This window comes from Aminobacter sp. P4_H6_2 (genome assembly GCF_056400805.1).
Genome location: NZ_JBFUKO010000027.1, coordinates 1 through 22,997, shown reverse-complemented (window position 1 = coordinate 22,997; position 22,997 = coordinate 1). Strand labels below are relative to the sequence as shown.

Below are 22,997 nucleotides of genomic sequence, written 5' to 3'. Positions count from 1 at the left end.
AGATAGAAGGCCTCTTCCAGGGCGTGTTTCACGATGCCAATGGGCGCCCCGAATATTACCGCCTGCGTGAGAAAGAGAGCGGCATAGTCGTTCATCGCGACCATGCAGCCTATGATCGGCATGGCAGGCAGGCCGTCATTCATGCGTTCGACCCGATGGACGCGGGGGATGTGCGCGGGATAAGCCGCCTGGCTTCTGCCTTTCGGCGAGAAATCCAACGAGAGATCCTCGTCGACACCACCATTCAGGTCGGCATCCTGCAGACGATGTATGCGTTCGCGCTGACTAGCTCCATGCCTTCAGCGGAGGCATTCGAGGCCCTGGAGTCCATCGAAGACAAGGATTTCAAAAGCGAATTCCGGGGCTACCTGCTTGGCTCGCTTGAGCGCGCCGCGGAAGGCGAGATCGCCATTAGCGGTGATCCTCGGGTTTCGCATCTCGCGCCCGGCGAGAAGCTCGAGATGCTCACGTCGCGGACACCCGGCCCAGACTTTGTGCCAGTGAACCGTGAACTGTCTCGCGAAATGGCGCGCGCCATCGGCATCTCGATGGGCGGTTTCACACTGAACTACGAGAATGCCACCTATTCGTCGGTGCGGATGGAAACCGCGTCCATCTACCCTGTCGCCGTACGCCGACGCGAACGCGTGGCGGCTCCGATCATGCAGGCAGCGTACGAGAGCTGGTTCGACGAGGAGGTCGGAGAGGGCCGCATCCAGGTGAAGGGTGGATACGAGGTGTTCCGCGCTCACCGCGAAGCGTTCTGCTGGGCCCTTTGGCAAGGGCCGGCGAAGCCGACGGCGGATGATCTGAAAAGCGCCAAGGCCTCGACCGAGCGTCTTCAGAACGGCACCAGCACGCTCGCGGACGAATGCGCCGAAAATGGCAAGGACCCCGACGAGGTGTTCGAGCAGCGGGAACGCGAGCACAAGAGATACCTCTCGGCCGGCATGCCTTCGCCCTTCGTACGTGCGACGGGCGGCGGAAAACCCGAGCCGGATGACGAGGAAAAACCTAGCAACAAGAAGCTGGAGAAAGCCTAATGGCCATGATCGACATCAATGGCCAGCAGGTCGACGACAGCAAGCCCTGCGACATCGCCAAGGCCTTGCGATCGGCGATGATTACGGTCGCCACCGGCGGCACGATCACCGTTGCCCGGTTCGGCGAGGACGAAATGCGCTACGGCGGCGCGAACGTGACCATGCTCCGTGAGCTGGTCTCGCACTACGAAGGCCAGTGCCTCATGGCTTCCGGCGAGCGTCGACGCTTTGCCAAAACCATGCGCTTCGTAAGGTAAAACCGATGTCCTTTGATCGCATCTGCAGCGTGCTATTCGAACAGCCGCACTTTTACCACCCGCGCAAAGCGGAAACGGTCGTGCGCATGTTGGGCCCACGCCTTACCGGTTTCCCTATCACCGTCGTCAATGGCGAGGGATCGGTCGAGCATACGGCCTTTGCCAATGGGCGCCCGTCCGCCGGTATCGTCGGCGATCGCCTTGGGCGCGCTTATGATCGTGCCGGCGTTGCTCCGTTCGACATGATCGAAGGCGTAGCAGTCATACCGATCGAGGGCACCTTGGTGCAAAAGGGCGCTTGGATCGGAAGCTCGTCCGGTGAAACATCGTACCAGGGCCTGCAGACGCAGATCGCACGCGCGCACCGTGACGACGTCAAGGGCGTGGTGTTCGAGGTCGACTCGTTTGGTGGAATGGTGAATGGCGGTTTCGAGGCGGCGTCGGCCATGCGCGCCCTGTCGAAGGCAAAGCCGACCATCTCGATTCTGACCGACTATGCCTATTCCGCGGGGTATCTGCTCGCCAGCCAGGCGCGCCAGATCGTGATGCCGGAATTTGGCGGCACCGGCTCCATTGGCGTTGTGATGATGCATGCCGATTTCAGCGGCAACCTCGAGCAGGACGGCATCAAGGTGACGTTCATTCATGCCGGCAAGCACAAGGTCGAAGGTAGCCCCTTCCTGCCTCTGCCAGCTGAACTTCGTGGCCGCTGGCAAACACAAGTCGAGACGATGCGCGACAGGTTTGCCGCCGTCGTCGGACAGGGCCGTGGTGCCCGCATGACGAAGGCTGCGGCGCTGAAGACCGAGGCGCAGTCCTATGATGCCAACGAGGCCCTCGAGCTTGGTCTCGTAGACGCGGTCGCCGATCCGCAGGAGGCCTTTGCCGCCTTCATCAAGGAAGTGAACCGGAGACACTGAAATGGCCAGAACCATGCTGGCTGTGGTTCGCGAGGCAGTCCTCGCGAGCGCGGCCGAAGATTGCCCGAACACGGGCGAAACCGGCGCCGCGGCGCCCCAACCCGAGGACGTGAAAATGTCTGGAGACCAAAAGCCCGCCGGCGGCGACAGTAAGAATGCCGGCATTTCACAGGCCGAACACGACGCCGCGGTGAAAGCCGCGACCGAGACCGGTCGCGCAGAAGGCGCCAAGGCGGCATCCGACCGTCTGTCGGCGGCGCTCGGCGCCGAGGGCGTCAAAGGCGATGCCGGACGCATGAGCGCTGCGCTGGAACTGGCGACCAAGTCGCCGGGCATGTCCGACGATGAGGTTGCCGCATTCGTATCGGCCAATGTCGCCGCATCCGTTGCCAAGGGCTCGGAGGCGGCTGGCTACGAGGCTGGGCGCCTAGCGGCGGCACCGCATGCCCGTCCGTCCGGCGACAAGCCGGGCAGCAAGAAGGCCACCATCGACACCGGCGGCATTTACGCTGCCCGTCGCAAGCAGACCCAGGAGGGTTGAGCCATGCTCGACAAAAAGGTTGAAGGGCTGCGCGCGCTGGCCTTTGTGCTCTCGGAAGGCAACGGCAAGATCTCGCGCGAGGTCGTAACCATCGCATCTGGTGCCGGTGTGCTCGACCCCGGCTTGGTGCTGGGACAGATCACGGCATCGAAGAAGTATGTCGGCTCACCCAATGCCCTAGTCGTCGGCAAGGAAGGCGCCGAGACTGCCAGCGCAGTCCTGGCTTACGGCGTCGATGCCACTTCGGCTGACGTTGAGGCCGTGATCATCAGGCGCGTCGCCGAGGTGAAGACGCCGATGCTGGTATTCGACGCATCCGTCAACGACGCCACCAAGCGGACCGCCAAGCTGACCCAGCTTGCCGCGGCCACCATCATCGCACGATAAGGGGGACTTCCATGTCCGGAATGGTAGACATTTGGGATGGTGATGGCTTCACCATTGAATCTCTGACGGCCTCGATCAACAGCGAGCCGTATCGCCCAGGTCAGGTTTCGGCCCTAGGCATCTTCGAAGAGGACGGCGTCACCACGACGCGCATCTCGATCGAAGAACGCAACGGCAAGCTAAGCCTGGTCGAGCCCAGCAAACGCGGCGGCCCCGGCGAAACCACGGGCGACGACGATCGTTCGCTCATTCCCTTCGATATCGACCACTTCCAGCGCGACGACTCGGTCAATGCCGACGAGGTCCAGAACGTCCGCGCCTTCGGCACCGAGAACCAGCTCGAGACGATCCAGGATCGTGTCGAGCGGAAGGGCAAGAGGCACGCGCAGGACTTGACGATGACGATCGAGCATCAGCGTGTCGGCGGCATCAAGGGCATCGTCACCTCGAAGAGCGGTAAGGTGCTGCACGATCTTTACAACCGGTTCGGCATTGCCGTGCCGGCACCGGTGTCATTCGAACTCGACGTCGAAACTACCAAGGTCGGCAAGATCTGGCAGGATGTGGTCTATTCGATCGAGGACGACCTGGATGAACCCTACAGCGGTCTCCACGTCTTTACGGGTCGCGACTTCCACCGTGACATGTGGCTGCACAAGTCGATCCAGGATACGTTCCTTTATCATGACGGCGCAGCGATCTTGCGGCAGGATGTGCCCGATATCTTCCAGTTCGGTGGGGCAACCTGGGAGCGCTACAAGACCGGGGCAAAGGCTACCACGGATCTCGGGGCGCCCTACATCGCAGCGAACGAGGCCCGCGTCATCGTCAAGGGCGTGCCGGATCTCTTCATCACCAGGTTCGCTCCGGCAGACTACGAAGAGACCGTCAACACGATCGGCCTGCCCTTCTACATGCGGCAGTACAAGAAGCCCAACGGCAAAGGCCGCGAGATCGAGGTACAGACGAACCCGATCAATCTCTGCACCAAGCCCAAGACGCTGCGCAAGCTGACGCTTACCTGATCGGTGGCCGGCTGCGCGGCGCGGCAGTTGCAAAAGAAGACGGGGCCGGCTGACGGCCCCGCTTCGTTTCCGGCGAGCGCGAACGCCGCGTTCCCCCGAGATGAAGGAGACGCAAAATGTCCAAAAAAATCTGCATCGCATTCCGCCATGGCGGCATCATTCCTGCCGCGGTTCTCGGCGTCAAAGAGGACAAGCCTCTGAACGCGCATGAACCGTTCGAGGTGCCGTCGGCCTACGGCCAGTCGCTGATCAACGACCGCTTTGCCTACGAAGCCCAGCTCGAAAAGAAGAAGGGCAAGGACAAGTCCGACGACGTTGCCAACAAGGCAATCGAGGCGGCACAGCAAAAGGTCGACGCGGCCAAGACCGCGCTCGCCTCCGCTGACATGGCTGACAAGCCTGCTGCCGAAGCTGTGCTCGCCCAGACCGAGGCCGAGCTGGCTAGCGCCACGGGCTGATATACATGCCCCCGGCACGTTTCCATGCAGTGCGCGACCGCGTCCTTGCCCAGGTCGACCAGCGCTTTGCCGAACGAGTCCTTTTGTCGTTCCTCGGCCCGGACGGCCGCCCGGATGCCAGCCGGCCCAGCGTTGAGATCGAGGCGCCGCTGCGGACCGGCGCCAAGGGCGCGACCAATATGGCGGGTGGCTTCTCCCAGAGTTGGCGCACGCGCCTCGCGGCGGGAAAGTCTCAGCTTCACATCGACCCTGTCGCCAATCCCGGGATCGTGTTGCGGCCAAAGGACAAGGTACGTGCCTTGAACCGGTTGGGACAGCCATGGTTCGAGGTCGTGCACATCGATGACCGGAACCATACCAGGCACATTGTCGAATTGAGCGAAGCATGAGCCTTGTCCGTATCGCGACCCGCACCGTGCTCGTCGAGGCGCTCAAGGGCCGGACGCTCGTCGGCGACAACGTACACGACAGCAAGATCGGCGTGCTCGACATCGCAGGTGACGGCACAATCCGGACCAGCGAGGACAAGCCATTTCTGGCTGTCTACACGGATGCTGCTCAGGCAACTGACATCGACATCCGGTCGATGAAGGAAAACGGGCAAACCGAGATCCTGTTCGAGATGGGCGTTACCGCGGCCATGACCGAAACCAACGCCGCTGGCGTGAGCCTTATCGTCGGTGTCGGCGTGCCCGCAACCGACAGGGCGCTGGAGTTCTTGCTCGACCTGCTGGCACGGCAGATAGCGGATATACTCACCGATCCTGATAGCGCCTGGGCAGAGTTGTATCGCGGGTTCGTCAGCCGGATCGTAAAGGTCGAGCGCGCACGGGCGGGTAACGTGGTGGATGGGCAGCGCCTGGCCGGCCAGCAGATCAAGGTCATCGCCGAGTTGATCGAAGATCCGGTAAAGGGCGAACCCCTTGCCGCCGATACTCCGTTCGCGCTGTTTCTGGCGGCGGTCGAGGCCTCTGATGACCAAGACATGCGGACGCAAGCGGCATTCATCCGCGCACAGCTGACGGGCACCAATGCGGACTGGCAGACACTGCAGCGTCGGCTTGGCCTCACGGGTGACGAAGTAACAGCACTCGGCCTTGCTCCACTCGGGCCCGAAGACCTCAGCAGCGTAACTATCTCAGCCGACGGTCGCCTAGACGTCTCGGTCGACGCCAATGTTTGACATCCTGGTCGGTATGAAGGCCGACATTGAGATGCTGAAGACAGCCTTCGGCAATTCAATGAAGGTTGGTCCAGTTGAAATAATTGACCCCAAGAAGGGCTATCGCCTCAACTTGGGCGACGGCCCGAACGGTCCGTTCCTTTCGCCCTGGTATCCGCATCCGGAATCTGGCGGAGGCACCAGCACCTGGTTCCCGCTGACCAAGGGCCAGATCGTCGGCGTTATGAACCCGAGTGGTGACGCTCGCCAGGGCGTGGTTTTTCGAGCCGGATTTTCGGGGCAAAACCCCCAGCCTTCCGAGGATCTGGCAATGAACATCTTCAAAGCCTTCGGTCTGACCGCGTCCGTGAAAGCCGGTCGACTGACCATTGATGGCGATCTGCTTGTCAGGGGCAATGGAGATTTTGAGGGTGGCTATGTCCGTCACAACGGCACGGCCATCGACGACAGCCATGTCCATGGCGGTGTCGAACGCGGCGGCAGCAAAACCGATGCGCCTGCCTGATCATGGAGAGCAGCATGCCGAAAAGCTTATTTCTCGTCCTCGACGGAATTGAATGGGTCAATGGCATGCGTGTGGCCGGGGACCGCAAGATCACATTGACCGAGGACGAAGCCCGCTTCGACCTTGATCACGGCCGCATTGCGCCCGCGACCAAGAGCAAGCCAGCCAAGCAGGAAAACGACGCCTGATGGTTGGCATCGATCGACGCACAGGCCACGTGATCGACAATCTTGCGTCCGCCTATCAGGGCGTCGAAGTGGCTCTGACGACCAGGATCGGCGAGCGCGTGATGCGGCGTGAATTTGGTGCCGGGATCGCGGAATTGCTTGGCCGCCTGATGACGCCGTCATTGTTCGTGGTGTTCCAGACCTTGATCGCCACAGCGATCGACCTGTGGGAGCCACGCTTTGCCGTCCGGAAGATCCATGTCCGCGGTTCCGCAGACCAGATCAGGTTGGGCAGTGCAGGCTTTGTCATTGAAGCCGACTATCGGCCGCGAGGGCATCACGGCGATCTTAGCGTCGAACGCGTCGTTACTTTTTCGCTTCGTTTGGCACAGGATAACTTCGTGGTGACGGCATGACCGAATTGCCAAAACCGCAGGTTATTGAAGAGCTGGACTTTGAGACGATCCTCACCGGGCGCGTTGCCGACATCAAGGGGCGTTTTGAAAGCGCCGGTGTCGACTATGACGTCGGTAACCTCGAAACCGATCCGGTCAAAATTGAACTGGAAGAAAACTCCTATCGCGAGACTCTGCTGCGCGCGCGAGCAAATGACGTTGCGCGGGCGAACATCCTGCCGTTCGCCATAGACAGCGACCTCGACTACCTGGCCGCCTTTTATGACGTGGTCCGCATGCCGGGCGAAACGGACGACAGGCTGCGGCTACGCGTAGTTCTTGAAATTCAGGGGCGCTCAACAGGCGGTACCGAGCCACGATACAAAGCGATCGCGATGAGGGCTGACCTTCGGATCAAGGATGTCGCGATCTACACCGTCGGACGTAATCCAACCATCAACGTCGCCGTGTTTTCGGTCGACAATAGTGGCGTTGCTGACCCGGCCCTGGTTGCAAAAGTGCAGGCCGCACTCGACGACCCGGCGAAGAGAATGGTCAACGACGTTATTGCGGTCCAGGCGGCCGCGCAGATCATCGCAAACGTCTCGGCCGACGTCTGGCTGCTGCCGGAGGCCAGCGCCGACGTGGTGGGGCAGATAGAGCCCGCCCTGCGCGACGCTTGGAGCCGTACTATGTCTCTGGGCCGCGACCTGACCACCGCCTGGCTCACCTCGGCAATGATGCGGCCAGGCGTGCAGCGCATCGAGCTGGTGCTCCCTGCCGGAACCGTTGTCGCGAATTTCCGTCAGGCAATCGCCATCGGAGCGGTTTCCATCAACTATCRTGGGCGGGACTACTGATGTTCCCCGTCCTCTTGCCTGGGAATGCGACAAAGTTTGAGCGTTGCATATCCGAATCCACCGCGCCGAAGCCCGAGCTGATCTCGGCTATCGATAGCATTCGCCGCGCCAAGCTGCTGACGAGGCCTCCTTCATTCCTGCCGTGGCTGGTTGAAGAGTACGGCCTCGGCGAGCTCACGCCGTACCTGCCCAACCTCTACCAGCTGCTCGACGCCGGCATCGATTGGCAACGGGTTCGTGGCACGCCGCGGGCGATCGAAATGGGCCTGGGCTGGCTGGGCTACACCGCCGCCTTGGAAGAGGCTTCCACGGAGCGCCGCTTCTGGAACTCCTTCCAGCTGCGGTTTCCAGCCCTTCCGACCAACGACACTCCGGATCTCGAGCGGATCGAAGGCATCGTCACGCTGTCGGTGCCATTGCGTTCCAAGTTCCGGCGCGGCGTCCACCTCTATGACGTCGGCCCCCTCGAGGGGGATCACTCTCGGCTTGACGGATCGATGCTCGATTTCGAGAGCGGCGTGAAGGTGACCGCCGGCACCCGGCTTTTCCCGGAAGGCGCGATTTGGTCATTCGGACGCGAAGTTGAATTCGACCATCTGCTGACCCAGGCTGAAGGTGAGGCCATCGGCAACTGGTTGGATCCGGTCGGCGAGGCGGGTGCTCTACACTGGATCGCGATGACCTATCCATGGGTCGGTGCGACCTTCCCATGGGCTGCTTCGCCCGAGGTCCAGCGCCGCGCTCTGATGGCTGGCTGGTTTGCCGGCAGGGTTGTCTATCTCTGCCTCCGCGATGCCGCCGGCGTGGTCATTGGCTATCGGCGCTGCCGTGCCGTGCGGCCAGTCAACGTGAAGGCCGAGGGTGCCTACCTTCATGGCGGCAACAGCTACGACCCATCGCCCTCCGGCGGTCGCGTCTACATCGAAGCAATGACGCAGTTCGATGACGCCGACGGCGTCACCGCTGCTTCCGTTTCGCTCGTAATCAACGCCGCACCAGCGCCTGGCATCAAGCCGGGCAAGAAGTGGCTTCAGGCCGACGAACTCGTGGGTGGCCAGGCAATAGCCGAGCGCCCTGTTTCCATTCCGCTCCGCCGCACCGTGCGTGAGCGGGTCAAATTCCTTGTGAGGTTCTGATGTTCGAACACGAGAGCGGGCTGCCGAACGCCTTTGCCCGCGCCAAGGGTAAGTCCGAGCAGCAGTCTGTCGTCTTCTACGGCCGGCGGCCGCTGATCCAGGGCGCCGAACTCAACGACCTGYAAGACATCATCCGAGGCCGGCACGACCGTCTCGGGCGCCTCATTGCCAACGATGGCGATCGGGTCGAGGCAGCCTCCGCTGTGGTCGACCAGACTGCAGGAACCGTCACGCTGACCGCCGGCCTGATCTATGTGGCCGGCGACACGTTCCCGGTTGTTGAGAAGGTGCTCTCGGGCATTCCCATGGTCGGCCGCGTTGAGGTTGGCGTGCGCCTGACCCGCAACTGGATCACGGCCGATGACGATGAGAGTCTGGAGGGCCAAGTTCCAGGCTCTCTTGCCGAAGGCGAAGACGGAGCCGCTCGCGAAGTTGCTACGATCGCATGGGCACATGCCGGCGATGGCGGGCTGGGTGAGTTCCACCAGGTCTATCTCCTCCAGGACGGCACGATCCTCGACCAGACGCCTCCGCCGCAGCTTTCGGGCATGGCACAGGCTCTGGCGGCCTACGACCGCCCGCACGGCCACTACATCGTGTCCGGGTGCCGCGTGACCGCCCTTGGCGCCGATGCCGGCAACCAGGTCTTTTCGGTAGAGCAGGGCGAAGCCAACATCATGGGCTTCAAGGTCACCCGTTTTGCAGCTCTACGTCATGCCGAGCCGGAGGTTTGGGACGTCGGCGCAGTTCCTGGCGAAACCCACATCTACACGGGCGGCGCCAGCGTCACGTTCCAGGTCGCGAATTTCCCGATCGACTCCATCAGCAAGATCTTGCTGACCAAGGAACGCACCATCAACGTCACGCGCGGCGCGACTGCGCACGGCATTGACGGCCTGCCGGACACCAGCGTCGTGGAGATCGTCGAGGYCAAGCAGCTTGGCGTGACCTACGCCAAGGACACGAGCTGGGTCAAAACTGGCGACGGTGTCGATTGGGCGCCCGTTGGGCCGGAGCCGTCTGGCGGCAGCACCTACTCGGTCAAGTATCGGTACCGAACCGAAGTGACGGCGGACAGTTTCACCGACCGTTCGATCACGGTCTCAGGCGGTGCCACCGGCGGCGACATCATTGTCGCCCACACCTACAAGCTCCCTCGTACCGACATGCTTTGCCTTCGCCAGGACGGCAGCATTGCGTATGTGAAGGGCGTTTCGGCACGCGCAAATCCGATGCAGCCGGTTCCGCCGGCAGACGTGCTGCCACTTTGTCAGATCTACAACGACTGGATGACCCAGCCGGCAGTCAAGAATGACGGCGTTCGCGCCCCGACCTATGCCGACATGTGGCGGTTCTTCAATACGATCAGCGACCACGACCGCCTCATCCAGCAGGAGCGCTTGAAGACCGGCATCAACGCCCGCGATCCAAATGCCAAGAAGAACATGTTCGTCGACCCCATGATCGACGACAGCATGCGAGACGCAGGCGCTCCGCAGAATGCCGCGGTCGGCGACGGGTTTATGCAGCTCCCCATCGAGACGACGTTCTTCCAAACGACGCTTACCGATGCGGTAACGCTGGACTATGTCGAAGAGACCATCGTCGACCAGTCGCTGAAGACGGGTTGCGTCAAGATCAATCCCTACGCCAACTTCGTGCCCCTGCCTGGTGCTCTCAAGCTCACGCCGGCGTCGGACTTCTGGACGGTCTCTCGCACCGACTGGCTGTCGCCTGAGACGTTGGAGTTCCAGCGCGGCGTGCAGCGTGGCACGGGGCCACTGCAGACGGTCAATGCGCAGGATCGCCTTGTTGACCAGCGTAACGAGCAAGCTGAGTTCCTGCGCTCGATCCTGGTCAATTTCAGGATTGCTGGCTTCGGCAGCGGCGAGATCCTCGACGTGCTGACGTTCGACTCGGTCAACGTGAAGCCGGCAGGCGTCCAGACTGGAGATGCCAATGGCGAGATCGCAGGCACCTTCACTATCCCTGCCAACATCACCGCCGGCACTAAGACAGTGCGCGCCATCGGCCGTGGCGGTAGTTCGGCCGAGGCCATGTTTACCGGGCAAGGCACCATCGAAGTTGATGTCATGCGCCGAACCACCACCATTGAGCGCTGGCAGGCCCGCCCGCCGGCACCACCTAGCGGCGGCATCAGGTTCAATGACAGGGGCGGCGATCCCCAAGCGCAGAACTTCATGCTGCCCGAGATGCGCCAGCTGATCGGCGTGGACTTCCACCTCTGCGCGCTTGGCAACCTGGCGAACAATATTCTTGTTCACCAGGTCACGGTCGAGAACGGCATCCCGACGGTCAACGTCATAGGCGAGGGCTTCGTGCCCATGGCCGGCGCAGCGATTGGCTGGAAGTCGGCCAGGTATCCCCTGCCGGTGACCACGCCGGCGGACCGTGACCACGCTGCGGTCATCAAGACCGACGATTCGGCGCACTCGATTTCCATCGCGGCATTGGGCGGCTTTGATCCCGTCTTGCAGCGCAAGGTGACCGTGCATCCGTACCCCATCGGCCCGCGTTCGGATGGCGTCAACGGGCGGAGCTGGACAGCGCATCAGGGCGAGGCGCTAGCTTTCCGCCTGGTTGCCGCAAGGTACCCTGTGACATCCAAGACGGTCGAGCTCGGCTCGTTCAACCTCGTCCAGTGCAGCGACCTGCAGGTGCGCGCCGCCGTGGAGCTGCCCTCGGCGGCCTGCTCGGTGGTGTTCGAGATCCATCGCACCAATGGCACTGTCTGGCGGCTGTTGCCGTTCCAGGTGTTGCAGCTCAACGAGTTCATCACCGAGACCGTGCAGCTCAAGGCGATCCTCACCGGGACCGAGAAGCTGTCGCCGATCCTGTTCGCGCCCGTCGAGCTGCTCGCCGGCAAGATCGCAACCACCGCCACGTACATCACCGAGGCGTTCAAGTTTGGCAACAACGTCACCTTGACCGCCTACTTTAAGACGTTCCTGCCCGGCGGCGCCACAGTGACGATCGAGTACGACAAGGCGGATGGCACCTGGCAGGCCTTGCCGTTGGTCGCCACCGAGCAGCTGACGTTCCCGCTCTGGGTCGAGCGGCAACACCAGGCAACGATAATCACGGCAGTTCAGGGACGACTGCGCATTACCGGCAACGGCGGCCCCGATGCACGTCTGGTCGTCGGCGAGCTCGGCGCGTCCATCAGGTAGGGCTACAGACATGGCAACCGAACACTACTTGCTCTCGACCCCGAGCCGCGATGCGGTGCCGGAGGAGAATGTCGATGACGCAATCGACCTTTTCATAGCCGCCTGCCATCAGATCGACGGGATCCTGAAGACCCATGCTGATGCTATCGCCCTGAAGTCGAATAGCGGTCACGACCACGGAATCAGCGGCATTGTTGGCCTGGTCGAAGCCCTCGCCAATAAGATGGCGGCCGATAAGACTTTCCGGATCGGTGAATTATCGGACGTCGTCGGCGCCGACGCGGCGCCCGCAGGCTATGTCCTGGTCAAGGGGCCGGACCAATGGTCAGTCATGTCGGCCGCTGCTGCGATCGGCAACCATCAACACACGACTGACGATATCGAGGGGCTATCGGAGGCCATCGAAGCGGGCCTCAAGGTCGTCTCGGTCGCCGGCCTAGCGGGCTCGATATCTGCGCTTGCGCTCAAGGCGGCACTCGCTATCAACGTTGCCGATGTTGCCGGCCTCGACATGGTGGCGCTCGGTGGCAACCTCATCGTCAACGGAGCCTTCCAGCACAGCCAGCAGAACGGCAATGTGGCTTCTGGTGTCGATAGCTACTATGTCGCGGACGAGTGGGCTGTGTTGCGCACCTCGTCCCCCGGCGTGACTTCCGCGCAAAGGGTCCAGTCTACGACACCGTACGGCTCGCTCGACCGTGCGAGGATTTCAATCGGCGTGGCTGACGCCACTATTTCCGCCGGTGAGTTCCTTTGCTTCCGCCACGCCATCGAGGGTACCAAGGTCGCCCACTTGAAATGGGGCACAGCGGCTGCAAAGCCTCTCCTTATGCGCTTCGGCTTCAAAGGGCCTGCGGGAACCTATGCAGTCTCAGCGATGAACAGCGCAGCGAACCGCTGCTATGTCCGCGAGTTTACGGTAGGCGTCGGACAGGCCAACACCGACACCGAACAGACTTTGATCTTTCCCGGCGACACGTCCGGCGTTTGGCTCACAAATACAGGCGTCGGCATCAATGTCCGCATCGCCTTGGCGGTCGGGAGCACCTACCAGACAACTGCCAATGCATGGCAGGCTGGCAACTTCATGGGTACAGCCTCAACCAGTAATGGGATGGGCTCTAGCAACATCTTTGAACTGTTCGATGTCGGCGCGTATGCGGATATCTTCAGTTTGGGGGTATTCCCGAGATACGTAAAGCCGGACTTTGAGCGAGAGCTCATTCGGTGTCAGCGATACTTTCAGACGCATGTCATCTACTTAGTGAGTTCCGCATACGCGGCGGGTGCCTATCACGGCGAGACACTTACTTTCCCGGTGGTGATGCGAGCCCTCCCATCGAACCTGGATGCAGGCGGCGGTTCGTCTAGCAATGCATCCACCTTCGGGGTGGATGGCACATCTTCTCCGAAGTCCGCGCGCGTCTACATGATTTCAGGCGCCACCGGGTACTACGGAGTATCCGACCGAAACGTCCATCTTAACGCGAGGCTATAATGGCAGTTCTCGGCCAATACATGTCGGATGGGGCCATACGCCGCCTTGATGGGTGGGTCGTCCCTCCTAATCCGGACAACTCAGACTACGCGCGGCTGATGGCGCAGGTGGCGGCAGGCGACACCATCACGCCCTATTTCAAGCCCCTTGATGAGACCAAGGCGGAAAAGGTCAGCTTAGTCGAAGCCGATAAGGAAGCGCGCATATCTGCGGGCTTCACGYTCGGCACACCGCCCATCCTCTATCAGTCGCGACCGGAAGATCGTGAAAACCTCGCTGGCTCATCGACTGCAGCGCTAGCCGCGATGGTGGGTGGCGCGCAGCCCGGCAATCTACGCTGGCATGGCGGTGATGCGGACTTCCAATGGATCGCCGCTGACAACAGCATGACACCCATGGACGCGCAGACCGTTTTTGCGCTCGGTCAAGCAGCGATGGCGCACAAGAAGGCACACATCTTCGCTGCTTTCGCGATCAAGCGTGCGATCGAGGCCGCGACGACTGCAGCCGAGGTGGCCGCCATCGACATCAATACCGGCTGGCCGCCGAACACTTAGACCAGTCTCACCAACCAAGCCCGCCCGCTTCGGCGGGCTTTTTTTATGCCTGATCGGCCCTTCGGCAAGGTCATTTTCAAAGGAGAGACCCGATGTCGGCACCGACTTTCGGCATGACGTTCTTGCGGCCCAGCGACGAGCCTGTACCGGTCATCGGCGCCGACTTTTCCAAAGCTCTCCTGATCGAGAGCTCGGCAGGCGCTTCGAACGTGGAATTCCCGGTGGACACACCTGTCCGCTTTTCCTCGAGCGATGCGGATGCGCTCGCAGCACTCGGTACCGGATATCTGGCCGATGCGGTCAAGGGTATCAACACCCAGCTCTCCGGTCTCAATGCCGGCGCCGACATCACCGTCGTCCGCGTTGCTGAAGGTGCAGACGTTGCGGCAACGTCGGCCGCGATCGTCAACGTACTGAGTGGCGCCAGCAGCATTCCTTCGGCGGTCAATGGAACCCCTCGCCTGGTTTGGGCGGGCCGTACGTCGTGGCGCGTCGACCTCAACACCGTCAACCCCGTCGTTGCGGCGCTGGGGCCGGCGTGCGAAAGGCTGCTCGCCATCTCGGCCGTCGATGTCGACGACACATCCGCGGCGAATGCGATCGATGCGCGCGAGACCATGAACTCGCAGCGCCTGATGCCCATCGGCGTTGCCGCCCGGGTCTATGAAGGGGTGACACTGGTGACGCGGCCGATGGGCCCCCGGATCATCGGTCGTTTCATCCGCAACGACAACGATCACGGCGGCAAGCCATTCGACCCGATCGCCAACCAGCCGATCCAGGGGCTGGCGGGTGTCTCCCGCAAGATCCCGTTCTCGCTGCTCGACGGTTCGACCGAAGGCCAGCAGATGCTGGAGAGCGAAGTCTCGATCGTCGTCGAAGGCGAAGTCGGCGTGGACGGCTCGGTCGCAGACGGCGGCTTCGTGTTCATCGGTACCGACAACACCGAGACCGGCGAACTGTGGAAGCAAATCCACCAGGTGCGCGGCGCCGACTATCTGACCGTCAAGATCATGCAGATCACCCGGCAGTTCCTCGGCAACAAGATCACCGCCGACATGACCGAGGCATGGCTGAATTCGATCAAGTTCATGTGCCGCGACCACAAGGCCAGCGAAGACATCCTTGGCTACAACGTCGACTTCAGGGCCAGCAAGAACAGCCCCGAAGAAATCCGCCTCGGCCACCTCGCTGTCAATCTCGGGCTCGAGCCGGCGCCGGCGTTCAAGGTCGCCAACCACGAGATCCGCCGCTGGCGGCCGGCAGTCGAAGGGCTGGTCTCAGAAATCATCGCGCGTCTCAACGCGTCGTCCTGATCCGGCCAAAAAGCGACCGGCTCCCCTCTCCCGCACCTTTAGAAGGACAAGTCCATGCAGGCCCTCTATCTCCTCACTGCCGTCGACGTCCGCCGTGCCCAGCGCGTCGGCACCTCGCGGGCAACCATAATCTCGAAGCTGACGATCCCGGCCATCAAGTTCGTCACCTCGAGCCACAATCCGGGCGGCGGCGTCATGGCCGCCGACTTCGTCCAGCCCCGTATCGAAGCACCGGAGCCCGCTATGGAGATCAAGGGTTTCGACCCGGAGATATTCGACGGCATGGGTGTTTCGGACCGGTGGACCTTTGCGGCGTCGGTTCGCGACAAGAAAACCAACAAGGCTATCCCTGCCCGCGCGATCATCGAGGGCGCTATCGCCGAGTGGACACCCGATGAGGCAAGCCCCGAAGACTTCGTCGGCTGTACGCACGCCTTCAAGGAGGTGACCCATTACGAATTCCATCTCGACGGTGTCGAGCTCTGGTACATCGACTTCTGGGAACGGGTGCTTCGCCGCAACGGCGTTGACCTGTTCGCCGACGACCGCCGCGCGCTGGGGGCCTGACCGATGGATACGATCGATGTCACGCTGCTGACGAAGGTCAGCTTCAACGGTGAAGAGCTGACCACTCTTCGTTTCCGGGAGCCTGAAGTCGGCGACATGATCGCCGCCGAGATGGCCGCGGAAGAAGCTGGCGGGGGCAACCAGGCAATGACAGCCGCACTTCTGGCCTCGATGGCTGGGGTTGCCTTTGCGACCTTCAAGCGCGTCAAGGCCCGAGACCTCAAGAGGATTCTCTTGGCGACGAAGGCCCACCTGGGAAACGCATCGGAGGACGGTCCGGAGAATGGCGAGACCTCGCCGTCCTGATTTCCCACTATACCAGCACGCCCCGGAACATCGTCGACCGTTACAGCCTTTCCCATGCGATCAGGGAAAGGGATGCGGTCTATCGCGTCATGAAGGCCCTCAATGTCCACACTCACCAGTAAGCTCGTTGTCGACCTGGTCGACGGCGTGTCACGGCCTGCCCGTGGCATCTTAGGCGTGATGCGCCAGTTGAGGGCCGGCGGCGATGGTTTTCGCCAGAGCCAGGCGATGATGGCGGCACCGCTCGGCGGTGTCGTCAGACAGTTGGCGATGTATGGCGCGGCCTATTTCGGCGTGCGTGAAGGCATGCGCGGAACTGTCGGTGCGGCGATGGGCTTCGAGTCTGCCTTCGCAGACGTCAAGAAGGTCATCGACGCGTCGGACGGCCAGTTCGAGAACATGCGTCGCGACATCCTGGCGCTGTCGAAAGACATACCGATCGCCGCCGATGGTTTCGCCCAGATCTATGCCGCGGCCGGTCAATCTGGCATCGCCAACGAAGAGCTCAAGGGCTTCGCGGAGGCAACGGCTAAGATTGCGACGGCGTGGGAAACCCCTGTCGACGCGACCGGAGAAGCCCTGGCCAAGATCAAGACCGCGCTCGCCCGCGACGTAAAGGGAACCGTAGCCCTCGCCGACGCGATCAACCACGTCGGCAACGTCTCTGCCGCGAACTCGCCCGATCTGCTCGAATATACCAACCGTGTTGCAGCGTTTGCAGAAACAGCAGGCTTCTCGGCCGAGCAGGCTCTGGCCTTCGGCGGGGCGATGATCGGCTCGGGCTTCGAGCCGGAAGTGGCGGCAACATCGTTCCGCAACATGAGTAAGGCGCTGACCATGGGCACGCGCGCCACGAAATCGCAGAGGTTGGCCTTCAAGGAGCTTGGGCTCGATGCCACCAAAACCGCGAAGGGCATGCAAAAGAACGCGGTCGGAACCACACTTGATGTGCTCGATCGGATCAAGAAGCTGCCCGAGTGGCAACAGATGTCCATCGCCGGCGCCCTGTTCGGCGACGAGGCGCGGGCGCTGGCGCCTCTGTTCAAAAACTCGACCGAGTTGCGTCGGCTGCTCGGCGAGACTGGCGACAGCGCCAGATATGCCGGCTCGGCCTTCGAAGAGTATCGCAGGCGTGCCGAGACCACAGCAAACACGCTGGAACGGTTGAAAAACAACGTCGCCGCGATCGGCATCGGGCTTGGCGACAAGTGGTTGCCTTCGATCAATGAAGGCATGTTCGGCATTCTCGACGTGATGGCGACGCTGGGAGAGCGGGCGACGATCTTCGACCAGATGGGCACCGCCGCCAAGGCGTTCGCGCAAGGCCTGGGCTATGAGGGCGGCATCCGCGATATGGTCAACGACATTTCCGACCTGCTCCTGGGCGCTCCTGACGGGGCACAAGCGGCGGACGATCTCGGCAGGATCTTCATGCGGTTTCGCGAATACGGTGCTTCCGTTCGTGAATTCTCTGACGCACTGCGCGACAATCCACTCGCACAGTTTCTCGGTGAGATGAGCGGCTACGGCTTCAAGCTCATGCTGGCTGCTGTCGGTATCGGCATCTTTGCGGGGTCGGTCATGAAACTGGCCAAGGCGATGCTGTTCCTCACCGGCGCATCGACAGCCTGGGGCATCTTGAAGGGCATGGGCAAGGTTGGCGGTTGGATGACCGGATTTCCAGGCGGCGGGCAAGGTGGAACAGCAGCACCGAAAACGACGCCGACAGCGCCAATTGGCGGGACTACCGGATGGTTCAAAGCGTTAGGCCTTTCTAGTCTCATCGGCTCCTGGGCGTCTTTGGTGCAAGGACTTGGCGATACACCGGGTGATACCTTCAAGGAAAAAGAAACAAACCAGCGAAAATCGAGAGAGGCACTTCAGGGCCTTCTCGGCTCCATCGATTGGAAGGGTTTCCTATTTGGAAAGGCTGCCGAGCCGGGGTTCGATTTCCGCGAGCATATGCGCGTCGGCTCAGCGAGTTCCCCGCCCTCGATAGCACCAGGGAAGCCAGCGCCAACGCAGGATGGCAGCCCGAAAGAGGTTTCGATCCTGGGCACGCCGCCGGTATCGATCTCCGGCAACCCGCAGGTGACCATCACCAATCCGCCGCCGCGCCCCAACATCAACGTCTCCGTTTCAATGACGGTGAACGAAGCTTCCAACGGCGAGGCACTGGCCCGCGAATTCGGAGCGAAGCTGCGCGACGCTGTCTCGGGCGTTCAGGCGGATCTCGAATATTCACCGGGGATGTGACCGCCGTCACGTCCAACTGACCTCAAGGCTGGTGATCCATGCTCTACATGCTCGGTACTCTCGCGATCGATACGCGCCCCTTCAATGTCGACGAAGTCTCGCGCGACGCCGGCGCCGACATCATTTCCAAGCCATTGATGGGGACCTTTCCCGGCAAGGAATTCGGTGGCGAAGGCGAAGACGAAATCGTGCTCTCCGGACAGCTGTTGCCGACAAAGATCGGCGGCCTCGACCAGCTCGAGATCGCGCACGGCATGCGGCGCGCCGGCGCGAGGTTTCCCCTGCATCGCGGCGACGGCCAGCGCATGGGCTGGTTTGCCATCACCAAGATCAGCGAGCGCCACCGCGATCTTGCACGCAATGGGGTCGGCTTCACGGTGGCGCATACCATCACCATGACCCGCGTTCAGCCCGATGCGGGATCGGGCCAGCAGATTATCTTCGGGCTGTTGTCATTGTTTGGATCGGGGCGCTGACCATGACCGAAACCATCACCGTTCGCGGCGAAAACATCACGCTCGACCTATTGCTCTGGCGCCGCTTTGGCGTCCGCGGCCGCTCGCTTGTCGAAAAAACCCTCGACCGAAACCAGAACCTTGCGGCCAAGGGGACATATCTGCCGCTGGGCACCGTGGTGGAATTACCCGACCTGATCGATACTTCCACGACGTCCCGGCGCGTCGTCTCACTGTTMGGTTGAATGCGATGCCCTGGATGGTTTCATGGGCCGTCTTCGTAGACGGCGTCGATACGACCGCCAACATGCGGCCGTTTCTGATCGACATCGAGGTGACGGACAAGGACGGCACGGCTTCCGACACATGTTCGCTCACCTTCGACGACACCGACGGCATGGCGCTGTTGCCCAAGGATGGAGCAAAACTGCGCGTTCTGCTCCAGGGTGCGCAGGTGTTCTCCGGCACGGTAGACAGCGTTCGATCGTCTGGCAGCCGGGGCGGCGGGCGATTGTTGAAGGTCAGCGCCAAGGGCATGGACAGCCGCGGGAAGGCCAAGGAACCGCAGTCGTTCCACAAGGACGATGCGGAGCTCGGTGATTTTCTCGATCAGGCATCGCGGCATGCTGGTCTTGGCGGCCTGGTCATCGACGAGGATCTCGCCGGCATCAAGCGCGATTATTGGTCGGCCGATGGCGAAAGCTTCGTGCACCTTGGCCAGCGCATTGCACGCGAGCTGAATGCCACGTTCAAGATCAGGGCTGGCAAGAGCGGCGATGTGGCCGTGCTGATGCCGCGTGGCAAAGAGGCGGGGATGCCGTCGGTCCAGGGTGTCGTCGGCCGCAACGTCATCAGCTGGGACATCGCTCCCTTCACCGGGCGCCGAACCTTTACTAAGGCAAAGGTGAGCTATTTCGACCGCGACGAGGCGAAGTTCAAATCTGAAGAAATCGAGTTCGAACTCGACAGGGAGCTTCCCGATTCGGTCAATGTGATCCGGTCGCCGGCCAAGGATGCGGAGCAGGCCAAGGGCATTGGCAAGGCGCGCAAAAGCGAGGCGGAGCGCGAGGGTGGCGAGGGCTCTGTTGAAATCGATATAGCTCCAGAGGCGCAGGCCGAGGCGGCGTTTCACCTGACAGGTGCACGCCCTGGTGTCGATGCCACCTACCGGATTGTCTCGGTGCGCCACAAGGCAAGCCGCAGTGGGGGTTCGACCACAAGCCTGGAATTGAAGCAGCCGCAGGGTGGTGCTGGAAAAGACAGCCGCAAGGCGGAAGGTTCGAATGCCACCGGCGGGACTGGAAGCGGCTCATCCCCGGAACCGTCGCCAGGGAAATCTTCCAGCGCCGGCGCGCCCGGTACCGCAGCGGGAGCGGGCGTCCCTGCCCGCCGCTACGGTTCGACCGACATGAACTAATGCAGCACCGGACCGCGGCGGCGGATGATGCCGCGCAACTCTCGTAGCTTCTGCCGTGCGAGCGAGCGGTTGAATTCGATGTCGCTGTCGGCCGGTTCTTCAGCGAGAGCCGCCATGCCGTCGAACGCGACCTCGAAGGCATAGATAGCGCCGGCCAGTTCGAAGCTCGGCGCGACATGCAAAGTGGCGCGCAGCACAAGCCTGCGCATGCGCGACATGGCTTCGTCCCCTTTGGGTTGAAGCGCCTCGATCATCTGTTCGATCTCCTCGAACGCGTCCCTGCTTTTCAGTGTCATCCGCTCCTCATCGGGCGCGAACTTTAGACCAGCCGTCAAACCAAAGGAACACGACATGGACCGCTCATTCCGCGGCGCTGCGAAGCGCCTCGACGATATCGACTTGCCAAAACTCGGGCACAGGCTGGGTGTCGGCGAAGACGAGATGCATGCCTTCCTCGACGTCGAAACGCGCGGCAGAGGATTTGACGATCAGGGGCGGCCGATCATCCTCTTCGAGCCGCATGTCTTTTATCGCAACCTTGCCGGCGTTTCGCGCGACCGGGCGGTCAAGGAAGGTCTCGCCTACAAGAATTGGGGCGCCATGCCTTACCCGCGCGACAGCTATCCCCGCCTGCGCGCAGCCGCTGACATCGACGAGACGGCGGCACTCAAAGCAGCGTCATGGGGCCTGGCGCAGGTTCTCGGTGAAAACCACAAGGCGGCCGGCTTCGTATCGGTACAGGACATGGTTCGCGCCATGATGGCCGATGAAGAACTGCAGCTCGAAGCCGCGGTCAACTTCATCCTGGCCAACAAGCTCGATGACGAGCTGCGGCGGCACGACTGGGCCGGTTTCGCGCTCGGCTACAACGGAAAGAGCTATCGCCAGAACCGCTACGACACGAAGCTGGCCGAAGCCTTTGCCAAATGGCGCCGGATCAAGGACACCCCATGGTCGCCTGATACGCCGGCAACGCCTGTCGAGTCCCCTGTCTCGACGCCCCTTCCCTCTGCGCCGTCCACATCACGCGCCACCGCGTCTTCGTCCGAGCCCGCGCGCGGTTGGCTTTCCCGCATCCTGTCGTGGCTCTTTTCCTGAAAGGAAGCTTCCATGTCTCAGCAACAGAATTTCCTTGGCCCCCTTATCGCCGGCAAGGTGCTCGATACGGTCATCGGCAAGGTGCTCGACAAGGTGGCGGGCAATCCAAAAATATCCCTCGAGCCGCAGGATGTTCCGGCCGTTCGCGAGGTCGTGGCGGAAACCGTCAGGGACGAGCTGGCCGCGCGCGAACGGCACGCGACCAACAACGAGCCCGCCTATCAGTCTCGCGTGGCACAGGGTTCTCTCGCCGTGCTCCTTGGCGCTGTGACGTTGATCGTTCGGCTGTGGACTGACGACGTGCCGAACACCCCAATGGATTATACCGAGCCAGCCTTGATCCTCGTTGGGTCGGTCTGGTCACTCTACGGCCGCTTCATCGCTAAGAAGCCATTCGGAGCTTGAAATGCAGGACTTCTTCGACCTTCTCGGCATCAAGGCTTCGGTGCTGGCGGCAGGCCTTTTCGGCGGCGTCCTGCGGGCGCTATCGCACCGGCATTACAAGCTCCGCGAGATGTTTGCCTCGCCCATCTGCGGCGCTATTGCGGCGGCATATCTGACCATGCCGACCGTCTATTACCTGCGGTCGATCAACTGGCCACTGCCCGATGATCCAGCTGCCACCCATGCGACGGCATTTTTGATTGGCGTCTGTGCCATGTGGATATCGGACWTTGCCTTCGATGTCCTGGTGCGTCGCTTCAGACCCAAACAGGAAAGTTGAAAAATCCGCGCCCGGCGGTACCGGGAAATCAAGCAAGGAGAAGACCGATGACGGTCCGAGCAAAAATGAAGGTTGTTGCCATCACTCCGTTCCATACTTCAGGACCGGACGAGGTGAATTCCGAGATCCGCCTGATGGCGCTCTACGGGGACGATCCGGCTAACAAGACCTGGTCGAAATACACACCGTCGGGCGAGGTGCGAATGGTGGTCACCAATCCTTCGGCGATCGAGGCCTTCGAACTGGGCAAGTCCTACTATCTGGACTTCACGCCGGCCGAATAACGCTACTGCGTATCTTCAGCAAGACAAGACGCCGCCCTATGGGCGGCGTTCTTTTTGCACGCCCTAAGCTAACGGGCGGCCCGGAAGTTTGGCGCTTCCGGACGGCGGAGCCGATGACATGATCCCGCCCAGCACAACCCAAGGATCAATGCCGCACCCGCTGCCTTTGCAGGCGCGCGGACAATGGCAGAAATCCGCGAGATTCCAATGCAGGAAACCTTCCCTTTCCACACTGTAATGCCGGTGGCACCGCCGGCGAGTTATATCGGCGGTAAGAAGCAGCTTGCTCAGCGACTGGCCGCAATCATCGAGCAGATCCCGCATGGCACCTATGCTGAAGCATTTGTCGGCATGGGCGGCGTGTTCTTTCGCAGGAAACTCGCCCCTCGTTGCGAGGTCGTGAACGATCGCTCCGGCGACGTCACTACGCTGTTTCGGATTCTGCAACGCC

30 protein-coding genes are annotated in these 22,997 nt (G+C 61.9%); 29 read left to right on the top strand and 1 reads right to left on the bottom strand.

Annotated features, from left to right (window positions below):
* From AC1DUU_RS04240 to AC1DUU_RS04125, 24 genes are all read left to right on the top strand, one after another.
* A partial coding sequence (locus AC1DUU_RS04240; protein ID WP_476782167.1) for a phage portal protein occupies positions 1 to 1,043 on the top strand: 1,043 nt, incomplete at its 5' end.
* The gene (locus tag AC1DUU_RS04235; protein WP_476782166.1) at positions 1,043 to 1,300 is read left to right on the top strand and encodes a hypothetical protein; all 258 of its coding nucleotides are present in this window, start codon (positions 1,043 to 1,045) and stop codon (positions 1,298 to 1,300) included. The genes AC1DUU_RS04240 and AC1DUU_RS04235, both read left to right, overlap by 1 nt.
* A gap of 86 nt (positions 1,301 to 1,386) precedes the next feature.
* Entirely contained in the window at positions 1,387 to 2,220 is an 834-nt protein-coding gene (locus tag AC1DUU_RS04230; protein ID WP_476782168.1) for a S49 family peptidase, read from the top strand.
* A 1-nt stretch (position 2,221) separates the two neighbouring features.
* Complete coding sequence (locus AC1DUU_RS04225) at positions 2,222 to 2,761, top strand: hypothetical protein (protein WP_476782165.1); 540 nt, start codon at positions 2,222 to 2,224, stop codon at positions 2,759 to 2,761.
* 3 nt (positions 2,762 to 2,764) lie between these two features.
* Positions 2,765 to 3,148, top strand: coding sequence for a head decoration protein (locus AC1DUU_RS04220; protein ID WP_476782164.1), 384 nt, complete (start codon positions 2,765 to 2,767; stop codon positions 3,146 to 3,148).
* A gap of 11 nt (positions 3,149 to 3,159) precedes the next feature.
* Positions 3,160 to 4,173 (top strand): major capsid protein, encoded by a 1,014-nt coding sequence (locus AC1DUU_RS04215; RefSeq protein ID WP_476782163.1) that lies wholly within the window; start codon positions 3,160 to 3,162, stop codon positions 4,171 to 4,173.
* Between the two features lie 116 nt (positions 4,174 to 4,289).
* Entirely contained in the window at positions 4,290 to 4,631 is a 342-nt protein-coding gene (locus tag AC1DUU_RS04210; protein ID WP_476782162.1) for a hypothetical protein, read from the top strand.
* 5 nt (positions 4,632 to 4,636) lie between these two features.
* Positions 4,637 to 5,020 carry a hypothetical protein gene (locus tag AC1DUU_RS04205; RefSeq protein ID WP_476782161.1) on the top strand — a complete coding sequence of 128 codons (384 nt, stop codon included), beginning with the start codon at positions 4,637 to 4,639 and terminating at the stop codon, positions 5,018 to 5,020.
* Complete coding sequence (locus AC1DUU_RS04200) at positions 5,017 to 5,814, top strand: hypothetical protein (RefSeq protein ID WP_476782160.1); 798 nt, start codon at positions 5,017 to 5,019, stop codon at positions 5,812 to 5,814. The genes AC1DUU_RS04205 and AC1DUU_RS04200 overlap by 4 nt, the downstream gene beginning before the upstream one ends.
* Positions 5,807 to 6,319, top strand: coding sequence for a baseplate assembly protein (locus tag AC1DUU_RS04195; protein ID WP_476782159.1), 513 nt, complete (start codon positions 5,807 to 5,809; stop codon positions 6,317 to 6,319). The genes AC1DUU_RS04200 and AC1DUU_RS04195 overlap by 8 nt, the downstream gene beginning before the upstream one ends.
* A 14-nt stretch (positions 6,320 to 6,333) precedes the next feature.
* Positions 6,334 to 6,507, top strand: a complete 174-nt coding sequence (locus tag AC1DUU_RS04190) for a hypothetical protein (RefSeq protein WP_476782158.1) — start codon at positions 6,334 to 6,336, stop codon at positions 6,505 to 6,507.
* Entirely contained in the window at positions 6,507 to 6,902 is a 396-nt protein-coding gene (locus tag AC1DUU_RS04185; protein ID WP_476782157.1) for a GPW/gp25 family protein, read from the top strand. The genes AC1DUU_RS04190 and AC1DUU_RS04185 overlap by 1 nt, the downstream gene beginning before the upstream one ends.
* On the top strand, positions 6,899 to 7,741 hold the full coding sequence (locus tag AC1DUU_RS04180) for a baseplate J/gp47 family protein (RefSeq protein ID WP_476782156.1): 843 nt from the start codon (positions 6,899 to 6,901) through the stop codon (positions 7,739 to 7,741). The genes AC1DUU_RS04185 and AC1DUU_RS04180 overlap by 4 nt, the downstream gene beginning before the upstream one ends.
* Positions 7,741 to 8,877 (top strand): phage tail protein, encoded by a 1,137-nt coding sequence (locus AC1DUU_RS04175; RefSeq protein WP_476782155.1) that lies wholly within the window; start codon positions 7,741 to 7,743, stop codon positions 8,875 to 8,877. Before AC1DUU_RS04180 ends, AC1DUU_RS04175 begins: the two co-directional genes overlap by 1 nt.
* Positions 8,877 to 12,068 (top strand): DUF4815 domain-containing protein, encoded by a 3,192-nt coding sequence (locus AC1DUU_RS04170; protein ID WP_476782154.1) that lies wholly within the window; start codon positions 8,877 to 8,879, stop codon positions 12,066 to 12,068. The genes AC1DUU_RS04175 and AC1DUU_RS04170 overlap by 1 nt, the downstream gene beginning before the upstream one ends.
* A gap of 10 nt (positions 12,069 to 12,078) precedes the next feature.
* Positions 12,079 to 13,566, top strand: a complete 1,488-nt coding sequence (locus tag AC1DUU_RS04165) for a hypothetical protein (RefSeq protein WP_476782153.1) — start codon at positions 12,079 to 12,081, stop codon at positions 13,564 to 13,566.
* Positions 13,566 to 14,123, top strand: a complete 558-nt coding sequence (locus AC1DUU_RS04160) for a DUF4376 domain-containing protein (protein WP_476782152.1) — start codon at positions 13,566 to 13,568, stop codon at positions 14,121 to 14,123. Before AC1DUU_RS04165 ends, AC1DUU_RS04160 begins: the two co-directional genes overlap by 1 nt.
* A gap of 92 nt (positions 14,124 to 14,215) precedes the next feature.
* On the top strand, positions 14,216 to 15,439 hold the full coding sequence (locus tag AC1DUU_RS04155) for a phage tail sheath protein (RefSeq protein ID WP_476782151.1): 1,224 nt from the start codon (positions 14,216 to 14,218) through the stop codon (positions 15,437 to 15,439).
* Positions 15,440 to 15,493: 54 nt separating this feature from the next.
* Positions 15,494 to 16,006, top strand: a complete 513-nt coding sequence (locus AC1DUU_RS04150; RefSeq protein ID WP_476782150.1) for a phage major tail tube protein — start codon at positions 15,494 to 15,496, stop codon at positions 16,004 to 16,006.
* A 3-nt stretch (positions 16,007 to 16,009) separates the two neighbouring features.
* Positions 16,010 to 16,312, top strand: a complete 303-nt coding sequence (locus AC1DUU_RS04145; protein ID WP_476782149.1) for a phage tail assembly protein — start codon at positions 16,010 to 16,012, stop codon at positions 16,310 to 16,312.
* A 102-nt stretch (positions 16,313 to 16,414) separates the two neighbouring features.
* On the top strand, positions 16,415 to 18,568 hold the full coding sequence (locus AC1DUU_RS04140) for a phage tail tape measure protein (protein ID WP_476782148.1): 2,154 nt from the start codon (positions 16,415 to 16,417) through the stop codon (positions 18,566 to 18,568).
* A 38-nt stretch (positions 18,569 to 18,606) separates the two neighbouring features.
* Positions 18,607 to 19,044 carry a phage tail protein gene (locus tag AC1DUU_RS04135; RefSeq protein WP_476782147.1) on the top strand — a complete coding sequence of 146 codons (438 nt, stop codon included), beginning with the start codon at positions 18,607 to 18,609 and terminating at the stop codon, positions 19,042 to 19,044.
* A 2-nt stretch (positions 19,045 to 19,046) separates the two neighbouring features.
* Positions 19,047 to 19,268 (top strand): tail protein X, encoded by a 222-nt coding sequence (locus AC1DUU_RS04130; protein WP_476782146.1) that lies wholly within the window; start codon positions 19,047 to 19,049, stop codon positions 19,266 to 19,268.
* Between the two features lie 14 nt (positions 19,269 to 19,282).
* The gene (locus AC1DUU_RS04125) at positions 19,283 to 20,440 is read left to right on the top strand and encodes a phage late control D family protein (RefSeq protein WP_476782145.1); all 1,158 of its coding nucleotides are present in this window, start codon (positions 19,283 to 19,285) and stop codon (positions 20,438 to 20,440) included.
* On the opposite strand, the gene AC1DUU_RS04120 is transcribed toward AC1DUU_RS04125, so the two are convergent.
* Positions 20,437 to 20,736: a hypothetical protein gene (locus tag AC1DUU_RS04120; protein ID WP_476782144.1), complete on the bottom strand. Its 300-nt coding sequence runs from the start codon at positions 20,734 to 20,736 to the stop codon at positions 20,437 to 20,439. The genes AC1DUU_RS04125 and AC1DUU_RS04120 overlap by 4 nt on opposite strands.
* Before the next feature lie 55 nt (positions 20,737 to 20,791).
* Here AC1DUU_RS04120 and AC1DUU_RS04115 point away from each other — a divergent pair, with 55 nt between their 5' ends.
* The 5 genes from AC1DUU_RS04115 to AC1DUU_RS04095 all read left to right on the top strand — a co-directional run.
* Positions 20,792 to 21,538 (top strand): N-acetylmuramidase family protein, encoded by a 747-nt coding sequence (locus AC1DUU_RS04115; RefSeq protein ID WP_476782143.1) that lies wholly within the window; start codon positions 20,792 to 20,794, stop codon positions 21,536 to 21,538.
* Positions 21,539 to 21,550: 12 nt separating this feature from the next.
* Entirely contained in the window at positions 21,551 to 21,943 is a 393-nt protein-coding gene (locus AC1DUU_RS04110; RefSeq protein WP_476782142.1) for a hypothetical protein, read from the top strand.
* A 1-nt stretch (position 21,944) separates the two neighbouring features.
* The gene (locus tag AC1DUU_RS04105; RefSeq protein ID WP_476782141.1) at positions 21,945 to 22,262 is read left to right on the top strand and encodes a hypothetical protein; all 318 of its coding nucleotides are present in this window, start codon (positions 21,945 to 21,947) and stop codon (positions 22,260 to 22,262) included.
* A gap of 47 nt (positions 22,263 to 22,309) precedes the next feature.
* Positions 22,310 to 22,546: a hypothetical protein gene (locus AC1DUU_RS04100; RefSeq protein ID WP_476782140.1), complete on the top strand. Its 237-nt coding sequence runs from the start codon at positions 22,310 to 22,312 to the stop codon at positions 22,544 to 22,546.
* A 183-nt stretch (positions 22,547 to 22,729) separates the two neighbouring features.
* The coding region (locus AC1DUU_RS04095; protein ID WP_476782139.1) for a DNA adenine methylase at positions 22,730 to 22,997 on the top strand (268 nt) is incomplete at its 3' end.